This is a genomic window from Propioniciclava soli, from assembly GCF_038502305.1.
GTDB classification, from domain to species: domain Bacteria; phylum Actinomycetota; class Actinomycetes; order Propionibacteriales; family Propionibacteriaceae; genus Propioniciclava; species Propioniciclava soli.
Genome location: NZ_CP115965.1, coordinates 1,348,467 through 1,367,389, shown reverse-complemented (window position 1 = coordinate 1,367,389; position 18,923 = coordinate 1,348,467). Strand labels below are relative to the sequence as shown.

14 protein-coding genes and 1 rRNA gene are annotated in these 18,923 nt (G+C 70.3%); all 15 read right to left on the bottom strand.

The annotated features are described in order from the left end of the window. Positions 1–249 precede the first annotated feature (249 nt). Positions 250–1,760: ribosomal RNA gene (locus PCC79_RS06270) — 16S ribosomal RNA — on the bottom strand. Positions 1,761–2,383: 623 nt separating this feature from the next. Then, on the bottom strand, positions 2,384–3,649 hold the full coding sequence (gene tyrS, locus PCC79_RS06265; protein WP_342373314.1) for a tyrosine--tRNA ligase: 1,266 nt from the start codon (positions 3,647–3,649) through the stop codon (positions 2,384–2,386). Between the two features lie 34 nt (positions 3,650–3,683). After that, entirely contained in the window at positions 3,684–5,084 is a 1,401-nt protein-coding gene (gene argH, locus PCC79_RS06260; RefSeq protein ID WP_332836199.1) for an argininosuccinate lyase, read from the bottom strand. Next, a complete protein-coding gene (gene argR / locus PCC79_RS06255) occupies positions 5,081–5,581 on the bottom strand; it encodes an arginine repressor (protein WP_232549664.1) in 501 nt (166 codons plus the stop codon). The genes argH and argR overlap by 4 nt, the downstream gene beginning before the upstream one ends. Beyond that, complete coding sequence (locus PCC79_RS06250; RefSeq protein WP_342373313.1) at positions 5,578–6,816, bottom strand: acetylornithine transaminase; 1,239 nt, start codon at positions 6,814–6,816, stop codon at positions 5,578–5,580. Before PCC79_RS06250 ends, argR begins: the two co-directional genes overlap by 4 nt. Continuing rightward, complete coding sequence (gene argB / locus PCC79_RS06245) at positions 6,813–7,715, bottom strand: acetylglutamate kinase (RefSeq protein ID WP_342373312.1); 903 nt, start codon at positions 7,713–7,715, stop codon at positions 6,813–6,815. The genes PCC79_RS06250 and argB overlap by 4 nt, the downstream gene beginning before the upstream one ends. Then, positions 7,712–8,866, bottom strand: a complete 1,155-nt coding sequence (argJ, locus tag PCC79_RS06240) for a bifunctional glutamate N-acetyltransferase/amino-acid acetyltransferase ArgJ (RefSeq protein WP_342373311.1) — start codon at positions 8,864–8,866, stop codon at positions 7,712–7,714. Before argJ ends, argB begins: the two co-directional genes overlap by 4 nt. Next, complete coding sequence (gene argC, locus PCC79_RS06235) at positions 8,863–9,894, bottom strand: N-acetyl-gamma-glutamyl-phosphate reductase (protein WP_342373310.1); 1,032 nt, start codon at positions 9,892–9,894, stop codon at positions 8,863–8,865. Before argC ends, argJ begins: the two co-directional genes overlap by 4 nt. Before the next feature lie 54 nt (positions 9,895–9,948). Beyond that, positions 9,949–10,314 carry a cation:proton antiporter gene (locus PCC79_RS06230; protein ID WP_232549668.1) on the bottom strand — a complete coding sequence of 122 codons (366 nt, stop codon included), beginning with the start codon at positions 10,312–10,314 and terminating at the stop codon, positions 9,949–9,951. Continuing rightward, positions 10,311–10,571 (bottom strand): monovalent cation/H+ antiporter complex subunit F, encoded by a 261-nt coding sequence (locus PCC79_RS06225; protein ID WP_232549669.1) that lies wholly within the window; start codon positions 10,569–10,571, stop codon positions 10,311–10,313. Before PCC79_RS06225 ends, PCC79_RS06230 begins: the two co-directional genes overlap by 4 nt. Beyond that, positions 10,568–10,930, bottom strand: coding sequence for a Na+/H+ antiporter subunit E (locus tag PCC79_RS06220; protein ID WP_232549670.1), 363 nt, complete (start codon positions 10,928–10,930; stop codon positions 10,568–10,570). The genes PCC79_RS06225 and PCC79_RS06220 overlap by 4 nt, the downstream gene beginning before the upstream one ends. Beyond that, the gene (locus tag PCC79_RS06215) at positions 10,927–12,441 is read right to left on the bottom strand and encodes a monovalent cation/H+ antiporter subunit D family protein (protein WP_342373309.1); all 1,515 of its coding nucleotides are present in this window, start codon (positions 12,439–12,441) and stop codon (positions 10,927–10,929) included. Before PCC79_RS06215 ends, PCC79_RS06220 begins: the two co-directional genes overlap by 4 nt. Then, complete coding sequence (locus tag PCC79_RS06210; protein ID WP_232549672.1) at positions 12,441–12,770, bottom strand: sodium:proton antiporter; 330 nt, start codon at positions 12,768–12,770, stop codon at positions 12,441–12,443. The genes PCC79_RS06215 and PCC79_RS06210 overlap by 1 nt, the downstream gene beginning before the upstream one ends. Beyond that, positions 12,767–15,751, bottom strand: a complete 2,985-nt coding sequence (locus PCC79_RS06205; RefSeq protein WP_342373308.1) for a DUF4040 family protein — start codon at positions 15,749–15,751, stop codon at positions 12,767–12,769. The genes PCC79_RS06210 and PCC79_RS06205 overlap by 4 nt, the downstream gene beginning before the upstream one ends. Positions 15,752–15,915: 164 nt before the next feature. Further along, positions 15,916–18,438: a DEAD/DEAH box helicase gene (locus tag PCC79_RS06200; RefSeq protein WP_342373307.1), complete on the bottom strand. Its 2,523-nt coding sequence runs from the start codon at positions 18,436–18,438 to the stop codon at positions 15,916–15,918. Positions 18,439–18,923 lie beyond the last annotated feature (485 nt).

Here is an 18,923-nt window from a genome sequence, read left to right as displayed (position 1 = left end):
AGGGACGACACAGTGGAAATTCCAGAACCCAACAGCGCGCACACACCCCCACCCACAACCAACACACACCCTTCCACACCCACACCCCCAAAACAGAGGGCCGAGCAGTACCAGACGCGCACCAGCCACCAGGCAAGAGCACTCGATCAATGCTTCCACAATCAAAACCCACCCCACCCCCACCACACACGGGCGAGAAAGCAGGACGCCTCCGGGCCAGTCAGACCCGATAGACAATGGGCTCCCTAGAAAGGAGGTGATCCAGCCGCACCTTCCGGTACGGCTACCTTGTTACGACTTAGTCCTAATTACCGATCCCACCTTCGACGGCTCCCCCCACAAGGTTGGGCCACCGGCTTCGGGTGTTACCGACTTTCATGACTTGACGGGCGGTGTGTACAAGGCCCGGGAACGTATTCACCGCAGCAATGCTGATCTGCGATTACTAGCGACTCCGACTTCATGGGGTCGAGTTGCAGACCCCAATCCGAACTGAGACTGGCTTTACGGGATTCGCTCAACCTCGCGGCATCGCAACCCTTTGTACCAGCCATTGTAGCATGCGTGAAGCCCTGGACATAAGGGGCATGATGACTTGACCTCATCCCCACCTTCCTCCGAGTTGACCCCGGCAGTCTCCCATGAGTTCCCGCCATTACGCGCTGGCAACATAGGACGAGGGTTGCGCTCGTTGCGGGACTTAACCCAACATCTCACGACACGAGCTGACGACAGCCATGCACCACCTGCACACCAGCCCAAAGGGAACATCCATCTCTGAATGCGTCTGGTGCATGTCAAACCCAGGTAAGGTTCTTCGCGTTGCATCGAATTAATCCGCATGCTCCGCCGCTTGTGCGGGCCCCCGTCAATTCCTTTGAGTTTTAGCCTTGCGGCCGTACTCCCCAGGCGGGGCACTTAATGCGTTAGCTACGGCACGGAACCCGTGGAATGGGTCCCACACCTAGTGCCCACCGTTTACGGCGTGGACTACCAGGGTATCTAAGCCTGTTTGCTCCCCACGCTTTCGCTCCTCAGCGTCAGGAAAGGTCCAGAGAACCGCCTTCGCCACTGGTGTTCCTCCTGATATCTGCGCATTCCACCGCTCCACCAGGAATTCCGTTCTCCCCTACCTTCCTCAAGTCTGCCCGTATCGAAAGCAAGCACACCGTTAAGCGGCGTGTTTTCACTCCCGACGCAACAAACCACCTACGAGCTCTTTACGCCCAATAAATCCGGACAACGCTCGCACCCTACGTATCACCGCGGCTGCTGGCACGTAGTTAGCCGGTGCTTCTTCTCCGCCTACCGTCTTCAATTCGTCGGCGGTGAAAGCGGTTTACAACCCGAAGGCCTTCATCCCGCACGCGGCGTTGCTGCATCAGACTTCCGTCCATTGTGCAAAATTCCCCACTGCTGCCTCCCGTAGGAGTCTGGGCCGTATCTCAGTCCCAGTGTGGCCGGTCGCCCTCTCAGGCCGGCTACCCGTCAAAGCCTTGGTAGGCCATCACCCCACCAACAAGCTGATAGGCCGCGAGCCCATCCCCCACCAAAAAATCTTTCCACCCACCACCATGCAGTGACAGGTAATATCCGGTATTAGCTGAAGTTTCCCACAGTTATCCCAGAGTGAAGGGCAGGTTGCTCACGTGTTACTCACCCGTTCGCCACTAACCACCCCGAAGAGTGATCCGTTCGACTTGCATGTGTTAAGCACGCCGCCAGCGTTCGTCCTGAGCCAGGATCAAACTCTCCATCGAAAAACAATGACGAGCAAAACCTGACCAACCAACCCCCAAACAGAGGCCGGTCATCAAATTAATCTCAAAGAAACATCACCCCACCACCCCACAGGGCAGCAAGACGACGAGGCACACAAAAATGTGCATATTTAGCGATCCACCCCACAAAAGAGGCAGACCAACTGGCATTGACCTAAGCACGCTGTTGAGTTCTCGAACTTCCACCACACACCTTGGGCTCCGATTTCTCGGCGCCTTCCGGGGCAACCAGACCAACATAACTTGGTCCGAATCCCGGAGTCAAATCCTGCGATTCTCCTCCAGCGACCGCCGTCGGCGAACTCAAGCCCAGAAGGCTTGATCGTCATTGGTTGAGGTCCGCCACTCGGTCCGTCCGATCCGTTGTGCGGCTCGTCCGTTCCCCCGAGGGCTTGGTAAACATTACAGGGGTGTGTCGGCGGACGCAAATCGGCTGTGCAGCCCGGGCGTGTCGCGGTGGCCCGAGCCGGCCTGCCCAGCCGGTCTCCCTGGCCACGTGCCCCAGCCGTGTGTCTCCAGCCATGTGTCCCCGGCGCGGTCCCCGCGCCGTTCGCCCGGCCCGACACAGCGGCCCTCGCGGTGCCGCCCGGCACCCACGGGGCTCAGCGCTGGATGCGCAGTGCTCCGACGGTCTTCTTGCCGCGACGCACGATCACCATCTGCCCACCGAGCAGATCCTCCTGGCTCAGACGGGCGTCCGGCTCGGTGACCTTCATGTTGTTCACGTACGCCCCGCCCTCCTCGATCGCACGTCGCGCGGCCGAACGGCTCGCGACGACGCCGGACTCGGCCAGGGCGTCCACCACCGAGGGCCAGGTCTCCCCCACCTGCACCGTGGCGGCGTCCAGTTGGGTGGCGACGGCGGCGAGCGTGCGGGCGTCCAGGTCGCGCAGTTCACTGCGCCCGAACAGGGCCGCTGCGGCAGCCTCGGCGCCCTGCCGCTCGCCCACCCCGTGCACCAGGTCGGTGATGTCGTTGGCCAGCGCCCGCTGCGCCACGCGCAGGAACGGCTTCTCGGCCTGCTGGGCGGCGATGTCGTCGATCTCCTCGTGGGATCGCTCGCTGAACACCTTCAGGTAGGAGACGACCATCTCGTCCTCGGCGTTCAGGAAGTACTGGTGGAACGCGTAGGGCGAGGTCATCTCCGGATCGAGCCACACGGTGCCGGACTCGGTCTTGCCGAACTTCACCCCGTCCGACTTCGTCAGCAATGGGGTTGCCAAGGCGTGCACCCGAGCGCCCTCGGAGCGCCGGATCAAATCGACCCCGGCGGTGATGTTGCCCCACTGGTCCGACCCGCCGGTCTGCAGGGTCACGCCGTAGCGGCGGTACAGCTCCCGGTAGTCCAGCGACTGGAGCAGGACGTAGCTGAACTCGGTGTAGCTGATGCCCGCCTCGAGGCGGCTCTTCACCACCTCGCGGTCGAGCATGCGGTTCACCGAGAAGTGCTTCCCCACGTCGCGCAGGAAGTCGAGCGCCGAGATGCCGGACGTCCAGTCCAGGTTGTTCACGAGGGTTCCGGCGTGGGGGCCGTCCAGATCGATGAGGCGGCCGACCTGGGATCGGATGCGCTCCACCCACCCCGCCACGACGTCCACATCGTTCATCACACGCTCACCGGCCTGTTTCGGGTCGCCGATCAGCCCGGTCGAGCCCCCCACCAGCAGCACGGGGCGATGCCCCGCTCGCTGCAGCGCCCGGTGCACCATGATCTGCACCAGGTTGCCCATGTGGATCGACGGCGCGGTCGGGTCGAACCCCACGTAGGTCTTGACCGGGCCCTCATCGAAGTGGGCGCCCAGGGCGTCCAGATCGGTCGTGTGGGCGAGGAGCCCCCGCCAGGACAGGTCGTCGATCACGGCATTCACGGGGCACAAGGCTACCGCGCCGCCCCCGCCGCCCTCACCGCAGCTCGGCGAGCCGATGCGCGACCTCGTCCAGCTGCTCGGCCACCCGGACGCGGGCGGTGCCGCCCCGTCCGTCCCGGGCGTCGATCGAACCGGCCACGCTCAGCACCTCCAGCACGTCGGCACCCAGCCGTGGGTCGATGGCGGGCAGGTCGGACGCCGTCAGGTCCGTCAGCTCCATGCCCCGCTCCTCGCAGTACCGCACCGCCGCCCCCGAGATCTCGTGGGCCTGGGCGAACGGAACGCGCTGGCGCACCAACCAGTCGGCCACATCCGTGGCCAGCGAGAAGCCCGCCGGCGCGCGCTCCGCGAGACGGTCGGTGTGGAAGGTCAGCGTCGCGACCATGCCGGTCACGGCCGGCACCAGCACGCGGAGCTGGTCGAGCCCGTCGAAGATCGGCTCCTTGTCCTCCTGCAGGTCGCGGTTGTACGCCAGCGGCAGCCCCTTCAGCGTGGCCAGCAGCCCAGCGAGGTTGCCGATGAGGCGTCCGGCCTTGCCGCGGGCGAGCTCCGCCACGTCGGGGTTCTTCTTCTGCGGCATGATGCTGGAGCCGGTGGACCAGGCGTCGTCCAGCGTCACGAAACCGAACTCGACGGTGGACCACACGATCACCTCCTCGCTGATCCGCGAGAGGTCGACGCCGATCTGCGCCAGCACCCAGGCGGCCTCGGCCACGAGGTCGCGCGCGGCGGTGCCGTCGATCGAGTTGGCCACGCTGCCGTCGAAACCCAGCTCGGACGCGACGAACTCCGGATCGAGCCCCAGCGAGGTGCCGGCCAGCGCGGCGGACCCGTAGGGCGACCACGCCAGGCGCCGATCCAGGTCGGCGATGCGCTCGAGATCGCGCAGCAACGGCCAGGCGTGGGCCAGCAGGTGGTGGGACAACAGCACGGGCTGGGCTGACTGCATGTGCGTGCGGCCGGGCATGGGCGCCCCGAGGTGCTGCGTCGCCTGCGCGTGCAACGCCCCCACCAGCTCGCCCACGTCGGACGCCACGCCGGCCAGCTCCTCGCGCAGGTAGCTGCGGATGAGCGTCGCGATCTGGTCGTTGCGCGACCGGCCGGCGCGCAGGCGTCCGCCCAGCTCGGGGCCGACCCGCTCCATCAGGCCGCGCTCCAACGCGCCGTGGACGTCCTCGTCGGTGGGGGCCGCCGTGAACGCGCCGGAGGCCACGTCGGCGTCCAGCTCATCGAGCCCGGCGAGCATCCCGGCCAGCTCGTCGTCGGTCAGCAGCTCGGCGCGGTGCAGCGCCTTGGCGTGCGCGCGGGAGCCGGCGAGGTCGTGGCGGGCCAGCCGCCAGTCGAAGTGCGTGGACCTGCTCAGCGCGAACATCGCCTCCGCCGGGCCCCCCTCGAAGCGTCCACCCCAGAGCCGTCCGTCGCCTGCCTCGCTCACTGCCCCTCCTTGCCGCGCTCGCCCAGGGCGAGCAGGTGCTCGACCAGCGCCTCGCCCCCGGCGGGGTCGCGGCTGACGAGCAGAATCGAATCGTCGCCCGCGATCGTACCGAGCGCCGCGTCCACCCCCGCACGATCGATCGCCGAGGCGAGGAACTGCGCCGCTCCGGGCGGTGTCTTGAGCACCACGAGGTTGGCGGACGCCTCGGCCGTCAGCAGCAACTCCCCCAGCAACCGGCCCAACCGGTTCTCGGCGCGGCCCGCGTCGGCCGGCTCGGTGGCGCGCAGCACGTAGGCCAGGTCACCGCTCGGCGTGCGCACGCGCAGGGCACCGATGTCGGCCAGATCCCGGCTCAGCGTGCCCTGGGACACCCCGAACCCCTCGGCGCCCAGCCGCTCGGCCAGCTCGGTCTGGGACCGGATGGTGGCGTGCGTCAACAGCTCCACGATGCGCCCCTGCCGGGCCGCCTTCGAGGTGGGCACGGCGCGTTCGCTCACGCGGACGCCCCCAGCCACCCGGGCAGCGCGGCCACGAACGGCTCGAGCTGCTCGCGGGTCACGATGAGCGGCGGCGCGAGCCGCAGCACGTCGGGGCGCGGCGCATTGATGAGGAAGCCGTCCGCCAGCGCCTTGGCGTGCACGTCCTTGGCGACCGGTGCGGTCAGCACGACGCCGCGCAGCAGCCCGCGGCCCCGCACGTGGGAGATCTGCGGCAGCCCGAGCCCCTCGATGGCGGCGGCGAGCCAGTCGCCGGTGGCGGTGACGTGGGCGAGCAGGTCGTCCTCCTCGATGACCGCGATCACCTCCAGCGCCGCCCGGCACGCGAGCGGGTTGCCGCCGAACGTGCTGCCGTGGTGGCCGGCCTGCAGCAGGTCGCCGGCCGCCCCGAGCCCGACGCAGGCCCCGATCGGGACGCCCCCGCCCAACCCCTTCGCCAGGGTGACGAGGTCGGGCACGACCCCGTCATGCTCGGCGGCCAGCCAGGTGCCGGTCCGACCCACACCGGTCTGCACCTCGTCCAGCCACAGCAGGGCCCCGTGGGCCGTGCACAGCTCGCGGGCCCGGGCCAGCCACCCGTCCGGGGGCACGACGACGCCGCTCTCGCCCTGGATGGGCTCGACGACGACCGCCGCGACCGTGTCGTCCATCACCGCGGCGAGGGCGTCCGCGTCGCCAAAGGGCACCCATGTCACGTCCGGAACCAACGGCGCGAAGGGCGCCCGGTAGGCCTCGGTCGCCGTCAGCGACAGCGCCCCCATGGTGCGGCCGTGGAAGGACCCCTCCATGGCGATCACCTTCGTGCGGCCGGTGCGGCGGGTCGCCTTGAACGCCGCCTCATTGGCCTCGGTGCCCGAGTTGGCGAAGAACACGCGAGCGCCCAGGCCGGAATCCCCGGCCACGAGGGCGTCCAGCTTCTCGGCGAGATCGACCTGCACCCGGCTCGTGAACAGGTTCGAGACGTGCACCAGCGTCGCGGCCTGGTCCGCGATCGCGGCCACCAACCGCGGGTGGGCGTGGCCGAGCGCGTTCACGGCGATGCCGCCGAGCAGGTCGAGGTAACGGCGCCCCTCGGCGTCCCAGACGTAGGGGCCCTCGCCGCGCACCAGGGCGCGCGCCGGCGTCCCGAACGTGGTCATCAGCGCGTCGCCGTAGCGGGCCAGCAGGTCCGCGGACGCCGCGCCGCCCGGCTCGTGTGCCTGGGCCGGCGTCGCCGGATCGCTCGTGCGGCTCATGAGGGCACCACCATCGTTCCCACCCCTTCATCGGTGAAGATCTCCAACAGGATCGAGTGGGGCGCGCGGCCGTCCACCACCGTGGCCAGCGGGACACCGCCGTCGACGGCCGCCAGGCAGGCCTCCATCTTCGGAATCATGCCGCTGCTCAGCGTCGGCAGCATCGCGCGGAGCTCGTCGGCCGTGATGGCGGCGATGATCTCGTCGGTGCTCGGCCAGTTGGCGTACAACCCTTCGACGTCGGTCAGCACGATGAGCCGCTCGGCGCCCAGGGCCGCCGCCAGCGCCGCAGCCGCCGTGTCTGCATTGACGTTGTGGACCTCGCCGTCGGCGTCCGGGGCGACGGTGGCGACGACGGGGATGCGGCCGGCGTCGATGATGTCGGCGATCGCGGCGGTGTTGACGGCCGCCACCTCGCCCACGAGGCCGAGGTCGACGTGCTCACCCTGGATCACCGCGCCGCGGCGCTGGGCGGTGAACAGATTGGCGTCCTCACCGGACATGCCCACCGCGAGCGCGCCGTGGCTGTTCAGCAACCCGACCAGCTCGCGCCCGACCTGCCCCACGAGCACCATCCGGACGATCTCCATCGTCGCCGGCGTCGTGACCCGCAGCCCGCCCTTGAACTCCGGCGCGATCCCGACCCGCTGCAGCATCGCGTTGATCTGCGGCCCGCCGCCGTGCACCACGACGACGCGGACGCCGCAGCGCCGCAGGAAGACGACATCCTTGACGAAGGCCGCCTTGAGCTCGGGGCTCGTCATCGCGTTGCCGCCGTACTTGATGACCATCGTCGAGCCGGCGTACTTCTCCAGCCACGGCAGGGCCTCCACCAGGACGCCGGCCTTCGCGTAGGCGGCCTGCTGGGCCGCCGGGGTGCGGGTGAGGGTGGGGCTCATGAGGAGTACTCCGCGTTCTCCTTGACGTAGTCGTACGTCAGGTCGTTGGTCCAGATGGTGGCGGTCTCCGCGCCGGCGGCCAGATCGATCTCGACGGTGACGTCGCGGCCCTCGAACGGCACGAGCGAGCGGTCGTCACCCAGGGCGCCGCGGGCGAACACCGTGACGCCGTTGAACGCCACGCTCACCTGCCCGGGGTCAAACGTGGCGCTCGACGTGCCGGCGGCGGCCAGCACCCGGCCCCAGTTCGGGTCGTCGCCGAAGATGGCGCACTTGAACAGGTTGGACCGGGCCACGCAGCGGGCAACCTCGAGCGCGTCGGCCTCGGTGGCGGCGTTGACCACGCTGACCACCACGTCGTGGTGGGCGCCCTCGGCGTCGGTGATGAGCTGGCGGGCCAGCGACGCGCACACCCCGGCGAGGGCCTCGGTGAACTCCTCGGGGCTCGGAGTCACCCCGGACGCGCCGTTGGCGAGCAGGATCACGGTGTCGTTGGTGGACATGCAGCCGTCGGCGTCGGTGCGGTCGAAGGTGAGCGCGCAGGCGCGGCGCAGGGCGGCGTCCGCGGTGGCCGCGTCGAGGGCGGCGTCGGTGGTGACGACCACCAGCATCGTGGCCAACGCCGGGGCGAGCATGCCGGCACCCTTGGCCATGCCGCCGACGGTCCAACCGGCCTCGGAGGTGACGGCGGCCTGCTTACTGACCGTGTCGGTCGTCATGATCGCGCGGGCGGCGTCCGGGCCGCCCTCGGCTGAGAGCTGGGCGGCGGCGTCCGCGATGCCGGCGGCGACGGCGTCCATGGGCAGGCGGACGCCGATCAGCCCGGTGGAACAGACGGCCACCTGGTCGGGCGTCGTCGCGAGCGCGGACGCCGTGAGCTCGGCCATGGCGGCGGCATCGGCCAGCCCGTCGGGGCCGGTGCAGGCGTTGGCGCCACCGGAGTTGAGGACGACGGCGTCGGCGCGGCCGTCGGCCAGGGCGTCGATCGACCAGACGACCGGGGCGGCCTGGAAGCGGTTGGAGGTGAACACGCCGGCGGCGACGCGCTCGGGGCCGGTGTTGACGACGAGGGCCAGGTCGGGGTTGCCCGACGCCTTGATGCCGGCGGCCACCCCCGCGGCGGTGAACTGGCTGGCAGCGGTGACGCTCACGGTGCGACTCCCCACGTGGTGAGGCCCAGGGTCTCGGGGAGGCCGAGGGCGAGGTTCATGGACTGGACGGCCCCGCCCGCGGTGCCCTTGGTGAGGTTGTCAAGCACGGCGACCGCGACCAGCCGGTTCGCGGCGGCGTCGACGCCCACCTGGACCTGGATGTGGTTGCTGCCCAGCACCGACTGGGTCATGGGCCACTGCCCGGGGGGCAGGACGTGCACGAACGGCTCGTCGGCGTAGAAGTCGGCGTAGGTGCGGTGCGCGTCCTCGGCCTGGAGCGGCGTGGCCAGGGGGGCCGTGACCGTGGCGAGGATGCCGCGCGACATCGGCACGAGCACGGGGGTGAACGAGACGGTCGGGTTCGCCGCGCCGAGGCGGCGGAAGTTCTGCAGCATCTCGGGCACGTGGCGGTGGACGCCCCCGACGCCATACGCGGACGCCGAGCCCATCAGCTCGGCACCGAGCAGGTGGGGCTTGAGGGATTTCCCCGCGCCGGAGGGACCGGTGGGGGCGACCACGACCGTGTCGTGGGCATCGGTCAGGCCGGCGGCGATGGCCGGGGCGAGCGCGAGGGTGACCGTGGTCGGGAAGCAGCCGGGCACGGCGATGCGCTTCGTCGCGGCGAGCACCTCGCGCTGGCCGGGAAGCTCGGGCAGGCCGTAGGGCCAGGTGCCGGCGTGGGGCGTGCCGTAGAACCGCTCCCAGTCCTCGGCCGAGCGGAGGCGGAAGTCCGCGCCGGCGTCGATGACGAGGGTGTCCTCGCCGAGCTGGGCCGCGACCTCGCCGGACGCGCCGTGCGGCAGCGCGAGGAAGACGACGTCGTGACCCGCGAGGTTTTCGACGGTGGTGTCCGCGACCACGCGGTCGGCCAGGGCCGACAGGTGGGGCTGGTGCTGGCCGAGCGGCGACCCGGCGGACGCCTTGGCCGTCAGGGCGCCGATCTCGATGTCGTCCCGCACACTCAGGAGCCGGAGGATCTCGCCCCCGGCATATCCCGTGCAACCGGCGACGGCGATGCGCGTCTTCATGTCACATATCATGCAGTGTCATACATGGTTATGCAAGCACGGGGTGGCCACGGCTCAGGGGCGGGGGTCCTCCGCCAGCTCCTGGGGCTGGGTTTCGGGCGCCACGGGGGCGCCGGAGAGGTAGGCGGCCCGGGCCAGGATGTTTGTCGCCACCGAGGAGACGACCAGCAGGGCCGCAACGGTGACCACCGTCTTGAGGCCATCGGTGACGGTCGCGGTGCCGAGGGCCACGCGGTGCACGAACGCGGCCACCACGATGAGCGGCAGCCCCATCCCCGTGGCCGGGGACATGACGTTGATCCGCGCGAAGGCATCGCGCTGCCGCAGCATGGCGATGGCGCTGACGAGCACGAACAGCGCTCCGGCCACGACCATGACGCCCGAGAGCACCTCGAGCACGACGAACGCGGTGCCGGTCATCGACGCCCCCTGGTGATGATGCGGGCCAGCGCGATGGTGGCCAGGATGCCGAGCAACGCGGCCAGCATGGCGGCGTCCACGACGGCGGCCGACTGGGTCTGCATGCCGAGCAGCACCAGCAACCCGATGGCGCTGAAGAACACCAGATCGCCCACCACGGCGCGGCTGGCGGCGTCCGTGGCCGTGCCGATGCGCACCAGGCCGAGCACGATGGAGACGGCCAGGATGCCCGTGGCGATCCACACTCCGACGATCATGCGGCCTGCACCTCCCCCGCCCGGCGGCCGCGCGTGGCGCGCAGCAGGCGGGTCTCCATCTCATCCAGGCCGGCGATGATGTCGGCGCGGCTGCGGGCGTACAGGCTGTGGACGTAGAGCACGGGCGGCTCACCGTCGCGGGCGGACGCGGTGCCGAGCACGATCGTGCCCGGGGTGATGGTGATCGAGGACGCCATGACGGTCACCTCCAGATCGGTGCGGCAACGCAGCGGGTACTCCACGATGGCCGGGGTCGAACCCACCCCCGGGGTGAGGGTGTCCCGGGCCACGTCGAACGAGCCCTTCACGACCTCGACGGCGATCCAGACCAGGTAGCCGAGCGCATACAGCACCCTCATCGCAGCACCGCCTCGGCGTAGGCAGTGGCGTCGGCGAGCGCCACGCCGGCGTCCGCCGCCACGGGGTAGAAGACCCCGGCGAAGACGAACAGGGCGACCGAGACCGCGATGAGCGCCAGCCCGGGCGCGGCGAGACCCAGCGGGACGCGGACGCCGTCGGGCAGCGCCGTGCGCGGGGCGCGTCCGAACTCGGGGTCATCGGGTGAATAGCTGTCCATCGGCGCCCCCCAGAACACCTCGCGCCACAAGCGGGTCAGCGCCATCAGCGACGCGATCGAGGCGAGGATGACGGCCCCGATGAGCGCGGCGGCCACGCCGGCGTCCGCCTCGGCCGCCGCCCGCATGAGCCCCACCTTGCCCCAGAGCCCGGAGGTGGGCGGCAGCCCCACCAGGGAGAACAAGCCGAGGGCGAAACCGACGGCGACCACCCGGTCGCGCCGCATGAGGCCGCTCAGCCGGTCGTAGCGGCCGCTGCCGTAGGTCTGTTCGATGGCGCCGGTGAGGAGCAGCAGGCCGCCGACGGTGATGACGTGGTGCGCGAGGTAGAACAGGCCCGCGCCCAGCGAGGCGGCGCTGAACACGACGAGCGCGATCAAAATGTGCCCGATGCCGGAGACCATCTGGAACGCGATGGCCGACCGGAGGCGGCCCACGCCGGCGGTGCTGACCGCGCCCACCAGCATGGTCGCGATCACGACGGCCAACAGCACCCCCACCCAGGGCACCACCTCGCCGTACGTCGTCGCGACGATGCGGAAGATCGCGTAGAGCGCCACCTTGGTGTGCAGCCCGGAGAACAGCGCCATGATGCCGGCGGAGGTGGCGGGGTAGGCACTGGGCAGCCAGCCGTGCACGGGAAAGACGCCGGCCTTCACCGCGAGCGCGAGTAGCACCATGCCGATGGCCAGGCCCAGCCGGGGATCCTGGGCCGCGGCACCCTGCAGCACGGCGAGGTTGACCGTGCCGGCCACCGCGTAGACGAAGCCGACACCGAGAAGCAGGAACGTGCTGGTGAGCAGGTTGACCAAGATGTAGACGCGACCGACGCCGAGGCGGCGCCACGTGCCGGTGACGGCCAGCAGGACGTAGCTGGGCAGCAGCATCACTTCGACGAAGACGAAGAGGTTGAACAGGTCGCCGGTGAGCAGCGCGCCGTTCACGCCCGCGATGAGCATGACCACCAGCGGCGGGACGAAGCGGTAACGGTCCTCGCCCGTCAGCGTCAAGTACCAGGCGGCCGCCGCGGCCATCAGGCCGGTGAGCACCAGCATGAGCGCGGACGCGGCGTCCGACACGAACGGGATCGCGACTCCGGGGACGAAGGCGCCCACATTGTGGGCCACCACCGGCTCGGCTGCATGGTGGACAAACAGGGCGCCCGCGGCCACGGCGGAGACCAGCGGCGTGCCGACCATCGCCACGCGGTCGACGAGGCGGTGGCGGATCACGACGAGCAGGCCGGACACGAGCAGCGGCACGGCGACGAAGAGGGGCAGCAGCGCAGGGTTCATCAGACGTGGGTCTCCCCCGTGGCCGGCGTCTTGTGGGTGTCGTCGTTGTGGCCGAGGACGGCGAACGTGAGCATGACGACGGTGACGGCCAGCGTGATGACGATGGCGGTCAACACGAACGCCATGGGCAACGGGTCGCCCATGAGGGCCGGGTCGGTGGTGTCGCTGAGCGGCTCGGAGCGCCACGCGGGCACACCGGCGGCGAGCAGCACGAAGTTGGCGGCGTGGCTGAGCACGGCGATGCCGAAGACCGAACGCACCATGCTGCGCGAGAGCAGGAGGTAGGTGCCTCCGGCGACGAGGACTCCGACGGTGACGGCGAGGATCATCGGCCCAGCTCCTTCGGCGGCGTGCCCTCGGCGAGGAAGCGCGAGCGGACGCCGACGCGTCCGGCTGCGGCGGGCTCACCCCGCACCGTGTCGAGCGGGCCGGGCAGCTCGCCCTCGACGGCCTCGTCTGCGCGCTCACGGGTGCTCTCGCCGCCGTCGCGGGTGAGGCTGTCACCGCTGGTGCCCAGCAGGTTGAACGCGAGCATCACCAGGCCGATGACGGCGAGGTAGACGCCGACGTCGAACAGCATCGAGGTCACCAGATGGACGCCGCCCAGGTAGCCGTGGATCGGTTCGAGGAACGAGGACGCGAAGGCCAGGCCGAACAGGCCGGTGACGACCGCGATCACCACGCCCCAGCCGATGAGCCGGATGGGCAGGCGCGGCGGGCCGATCTGGCGGTCGCGCGACGTCGAGAGGTAGATCAGGCCGACGACCGCGGAGCCGACCAGCGCGGCGATGAAGCCGCCACCGGGTTCGTTGTGGCCGCGCCAGAAGATGAGCGCGGAGAGCACGACCAGCACCGGCACCATGAAGCGCAGCACCAGCTGCATGGGCAGGACGTTCGACCAGGCGTCCGTGATCGCGCGGTGGGCGGGGGTGCCCTCCGGGCGCAGGGCCAGCTCGGGCGGGGGCACGTGGGTGCGGTCCTCCTCCGGGCTCGGATCGAGCTGACGGTGCCGCACGGACGACACGAGGGCGAGAATCGCGATGCCCGCCATGCCGAGTACGGTGAGCTCACCCAGGGTGTCGAGCGCGCGGAACTCGACGAGGATGACGTTCACGATGTTCTGGGCGCTGGTGACGTCGGTGGCGTTGCCGGCGTAGTAGTCGGCGACGTCGGAGCGGGGCCGGCGAGCCGCGAGGAACCAGGTTGCCCCGCCGGCGGCCAGGCCCATGCCCACGGCGATGGCGCTGGCCTTGGCGACGCGCGGCGTCGTCTTGAAGTTGAAGTGGGTCGGCAGCTTCTGCAGCATCAGCATGATGACGATGACCGTGAGCGATTCCACGAGCAGCTGGGTGAGGGCGACGTCGGGGGCGCCAAGGGCCAGGATCTGGACAGTGGAGATGATGCCGATCGCCGAGAGGCACAAGGTGGCGGCGAGGCGCGAGGTGGTGAGGCACAGGCAGACGACGGACGCGGCGATGAGCAGGCAGACCACGACGTCGACGGGTTGGGTGAGCGCCACGGGGCCGACCGCGAAGGCGGGCGTCCCTGGGGCGACGAGCACGAGGCCGGGCAGCACCACGGCGAGGTACGCGCCGAACAGGACGGCGAGGTGCCGGTCGGGGTGGTCGGAGACGAAGACGCGCACCCACGGCCGGGCGGCGGCCCGCAGGCCGTCGTGCAGCGCTCCGATGACGACTGCACCGTCGACGGGGAAGCGGTGGGCCTCCAGCACCGGCCACAGGGCGGCGCGGCGGGCGATGACGACCCCGCCGAGCGCGAACACCACGAGGGTGGCGATGAGCTCGGGCGTGATGCCGTGCCACAGGGTGAAGTGGGCGTGGGGATCGCTCAGTGGCAGGGCGGCGCGCGTGGCGAGGTCGACCGGGGCGTCCAGCAGGAAGGCGGCCAGGCCCAGGGGTACCCCGGTGAGGATCGGGACGGCCGCCGCGCCGAGCATCACGCCCTCATGGGGGTGGAGCTCGTGGTCGGAGTCCCGATCGGCGCCGCGGCCGTCCACGAACCCGCCGAACAGGATCTTGGTGCAGTAGGCGAAGGTCAGCACGGACGCGCCCGCGGCGAGCACGAGGGCGAGCCAACCGGTCCAGGCCGCGCCGGGGGCGTCCAGCAGCGCCGCGAAGAGCGACTCCTTGGAGATGAAGCCGAGCAGCGGGGGCAGCCCGGCCATGGACGCGGCCCCCACGGCGGTGACCGTGAAGCTGAGCGGCATGCGCCGCCACAGCACCGGCAGGCGGCGGAGGTCGCGGGTACCGGTGGAGTGGTCGACGACGCCGACCATCATGAACAGGCCCGACTTGAACAGGGCGTGCGCGATGGTGTGGATGACGGCCGCGGCCAGGGCGGCCTCCGTGCCGACGCCGATCGTGGCGACGATGAGGCCGAGCTGGCTCACCGTCGAGTAGGCCATCAGCTTCTTCAGGTCCGTCTGCGTGAGGGCGAACCAGGCCCCCAGCGCGGCGGTGAACAGGCCAGCCGAGATCAGGGCCGCATTCCAGACCGGGGCCGCGTGGAACGCCGGGCTGAACCGCATGAGCAGGAAGATGCCCGCCTTCACGACGGCCGCAGCGTGCAGGTAGGCGCTCACAGGCGTGATGGCGGCCATCGCGTCCGGGAGCCACACGTGGAAGGGGAACTGCGCGCTCTTGGTGAACCCGGCGAGCAGCACGAGGGTGGCGACGACGGCGGTGAAGGTGCCATCGGTGGTCCACACGTCGGACGCCAACGCCGCGGTGAGGTTGGTCGTCCCGGTGCGCACGACGATGAGGGCGACGCCGGCCAGCAGGGCGAGGCCGCCCATGAACGTGAGCAGCAGCGTCCGCATGGACGCCGCCTCACCGGCGTTGCCGGAACGAGCGATGAGGAAGAACGACGCCAGGCTGGTGAGCTCCCAGCAGATGAACAGCACCACCAGGTCGTCGGCCATCACCAGGCCGACCATGGCCAGGGTGAACACGGTCATGACGAGGTAGAAGCTGAGTTGCGAGCCGCGGCCGAGGTAGTCGGTGGAGTACACGAACACGACGGCGCCGATCAGCAGCGCGATCAGGCTGAACACGACGCCCAGGCCGTCCAGGCGCAGGGCGAACGCGACGCCCAGGGCCTCGACCCACGGAACCGCGAACGTCGGGGTGCCACCGGCGAAGACCTCGGCTATCGCGGGCCACAGGGTGGCGGTGGCGGCCAGGTAGAGCGCCGCCAGGGGCCAGCCCGCGGCACGGCCCAGGAACCGGTTGAGCAGCGGCGTGAGCACCACGGCGAGGGCGAGCACGCCGAGCGTCCAGACCATGCTCATGGGCGGGGGCACCTCGTTTCGGCGGATCGACGTCGTGCTAGAGGGGGCCGCGCCGTTGGCGCAGCAGCTCGCCGCAGTCTACCGGGTCTGCTCCGTCCTCCGAGCACACGCCACCCGACAGCGCTCCTCCCACCTGCCGGACGCTGGTGCTGGCCTGGGGGTGCTCAGTCCTGCCGGCTGACGTCGGTGGTGTGCACCACGAGCTCGCCGGCGGCGTCACACTCGTCGAGGTCGACCCACGCGTGGACCGCCCAGTCGTGGTTGCCCTCAGGGTCGGCGACGATCTGGCGCACCTGCCAGGTGCGGCCCTTCGCCTCGACGTCGAAGAAGCGCGGGCCGCGGGCGTCGGCGTCCGTGCCGAGCCGGTCGTGTTCGGCGTAGTAGAGCTCCAGGGCCTCGTCCCAGTGGCGGCGGGTCATCACGACCTGCTGGCCGGTCTCCAGGGACGCGAGCGCGTCCAGGTCGTCGTCGGCCATCAGCTCGATGCGGCGCCACAGGGCGTTGCGGACGAGGACGCGGAAGGCGCGCTCGTTTCCGGTGACCGGGCGGGCCGGGGGTGGCGGCGCGTCCTCGGCGGGCGTTGCCTCCCCGGCCATGCCGGCGAGCTTCGTCCACTCATCGAGCAGTGAGGAGTCGACGAGCCGGACGACCTCCCCGAGCCACGCGATCAGGTCACCGAGCTCGTCGGTGCGCGACGCCTCGGGCACGGTCTGGCGCAAGGCCCGCCACGCGTCGGAGAGGTAGCGCAGGAGCAGGCCCTCGGAGCGCTGGATCTTGTAGTGGGCCACGAACTCGCCGAACGTCATGCCGCGGGCGTACATGTCGCGGACGACGGCCTTGGGCGACAGCGGGGTCTCGGCCAACCAGGGGTGCGTCGTGGCGTAGAGGCCGTACAGCTGTTCGAGCGGCTCGGCGAGCGGGCGCGGCCACGTGACCTCGTCGAGGATCTCCTGACGCTCCTCGAACTCCACACCGTCGGCCTTCAGCTCCGCGACCACCTCGCCACGCTCGCGGAACTGCTGGGCGAGCAGGATCACCATGGGGTTCTCCAGGGTCGCCTCGACCACGCTGACCACGTCGAGGGCGTACTCCGGCGATGCCGGGTCGAGGGTCTCGATGGCGGCCAGCGCAAAGGCGCTGAGCGGCTGGTTGAGCGCGAAGTCGCGCTGCAGATCGACGCTGACGGAGTACAGGCGTCCTCCCCGGGTGGGCTCGTCGCGGCGCACGACGATCCCCGCCCGGACGAGGGAGCGGGCGAGCTGGGCGGCCCGCCGGATGAGACGACGGCGGGTGGCGGCGTCCGGGTTGACCGAGTCGATGAGCCGCACGAGCACCTCGGCGGTGTCGACGTCGCGCTGCAGGAGGTTGAGCAGCAGGGCGTGGCTGATGGACAGGCGGGGGTGGAGCTCCTCGGGGGTGGACGCGATGAGCTTGGTGAACGTCGACTCGGTGTAGTTGACGAAGTCGGGCGGCGGCTGCTTGCGGCGGACGGAGCGGAGCTTCTTCGGGTCGCCGGCGAACTTGGCGAGAATACGGGCGTTCTCCACCTCGTGCTCGGGGGCCTGCGCGACGACGTAGCCGACGGTGTCGTAGCCGGCGCGGCCCGCGCGTCCGGCGATCTGGTGGAACTCGCGGCTGCGCAGGACGCGCTGGCGGCGTCCGTCGAACTTGGTGAGGGCGCTGAACAGTACGGTGCGGATGGGGACGTTGATGCCGACGCCCAGAGTGTCGGTGCCGCAGATCACCGCGAGCAGGCCGCGCTGGGCGAGGCGCTCCACGAGGCGCCGGTAGCGGGGCAGCATGCCGGCGTGGTGCACGGCGATGCCGGAGCGGAGCAGCTTTTCCAGCGTGGTGCCGAAGCCGCCCGCGAAGCCGAACCCCTTGAGCGCCTCACCGATCTCGGCACGGCGCGCGGGGTCGGTGATGCCCTGGCTGAGCAGCGCCTGGGCTCGCTCGACGGCCGCCGCCTGGGTGCCGTGGACGACGTAGACGGGCGCCTGGTGGGTGGCGATGAGCTGCTCGATCGTCTCGTGGATGGGCTCGAGCGACCACGAGAACGACAGCGGGACCGGCCGCTCCGCCCCGCCGATCACGGCGGTCTCGCGTCCGGTGGCGGTGGTGAGCCGCTCGGCGAGCCGGGTGACGTCGCCGAGGGTGGCCGACATGAGTAGGAACTGCGCCTGGGGCAGCTCCACGAGCGGAACGTGCCAGGCCCAGCCTCGGTCGGGGTCGGCGACGAAGTGGAACTCGTCCATGACGACCTGCCCCACGACGGCGTCCACCCCTTCGCGGAGGGCGATGTTGGCCAGAATCTCGGCGGTGCAGCACACGATGGGGGCGTCGGCGTTGACGGCGGCGTCACCGGTGACCATGCCGACGTTCTCGGCGCCGAAGGTGTCGACCAACGCGAAGAACTTCTCGCTCACCAGCGCCTTGATGGGGGCGGTGTAGTACGTCCGGACGCCGCGGGCGAAGGCCGCGAAGTGCGCCGCGGTGGCGATCAGCGTCTTGCCCGAGCCCGTGGGGGTGGTGACGATGACGTTGTTGCCGACGAGGAGTTCGAGCAGCGACTCCTCCTGGTGGGGGTACAGGGTCAGTCCCTGCGCCGTGGCCCAGGCGACGAAGCCGGTCTCCAGGTCGTCGGGGTCGGCGGAACCGTCGGGGGGCAGAAAGTCGGTGATCACCATGGCCCACCCATCCTTCCACGCGGGCGTCGGGCGGCACGACTGTCCCCGCTTCCTGTCGTCAGGCCCACCACCCCCGGTGGTTCGCTCGACTCTGTGGTGTGGCGCCCGACTCCCTGGCAGAACAAGCCCCACTACCCTGCCGGAACCGTCGCTTCCCTAGCGCCACGCTCGCCACCCTGCGCGGATCGCACCACCCCAGCGTTGCACCACCAGGGTCGTCGATTGCGGACAGGGAGGCGGGCGCTCCGGCAGGGAGGCGGGCGCAGCGGCAGGGAGGCGGGCGCAGCGGCAGGGAGGCGGCTGCGCTCCGTGAGTCGACGCGGCGTCGTGCGAGCCCACGTGGCGCACCTCAACAGCACGTGGCGCAGTGAAGCTCACGTGGAGGCCCGTGCAAGGCCCGCCACGTGAGGCCCACTGCGCCACGTGGTGACCACGTGCGCCACGTGAGTTCCCCTGCGCCACGTGGTGAGCGCGATCATGGGCGA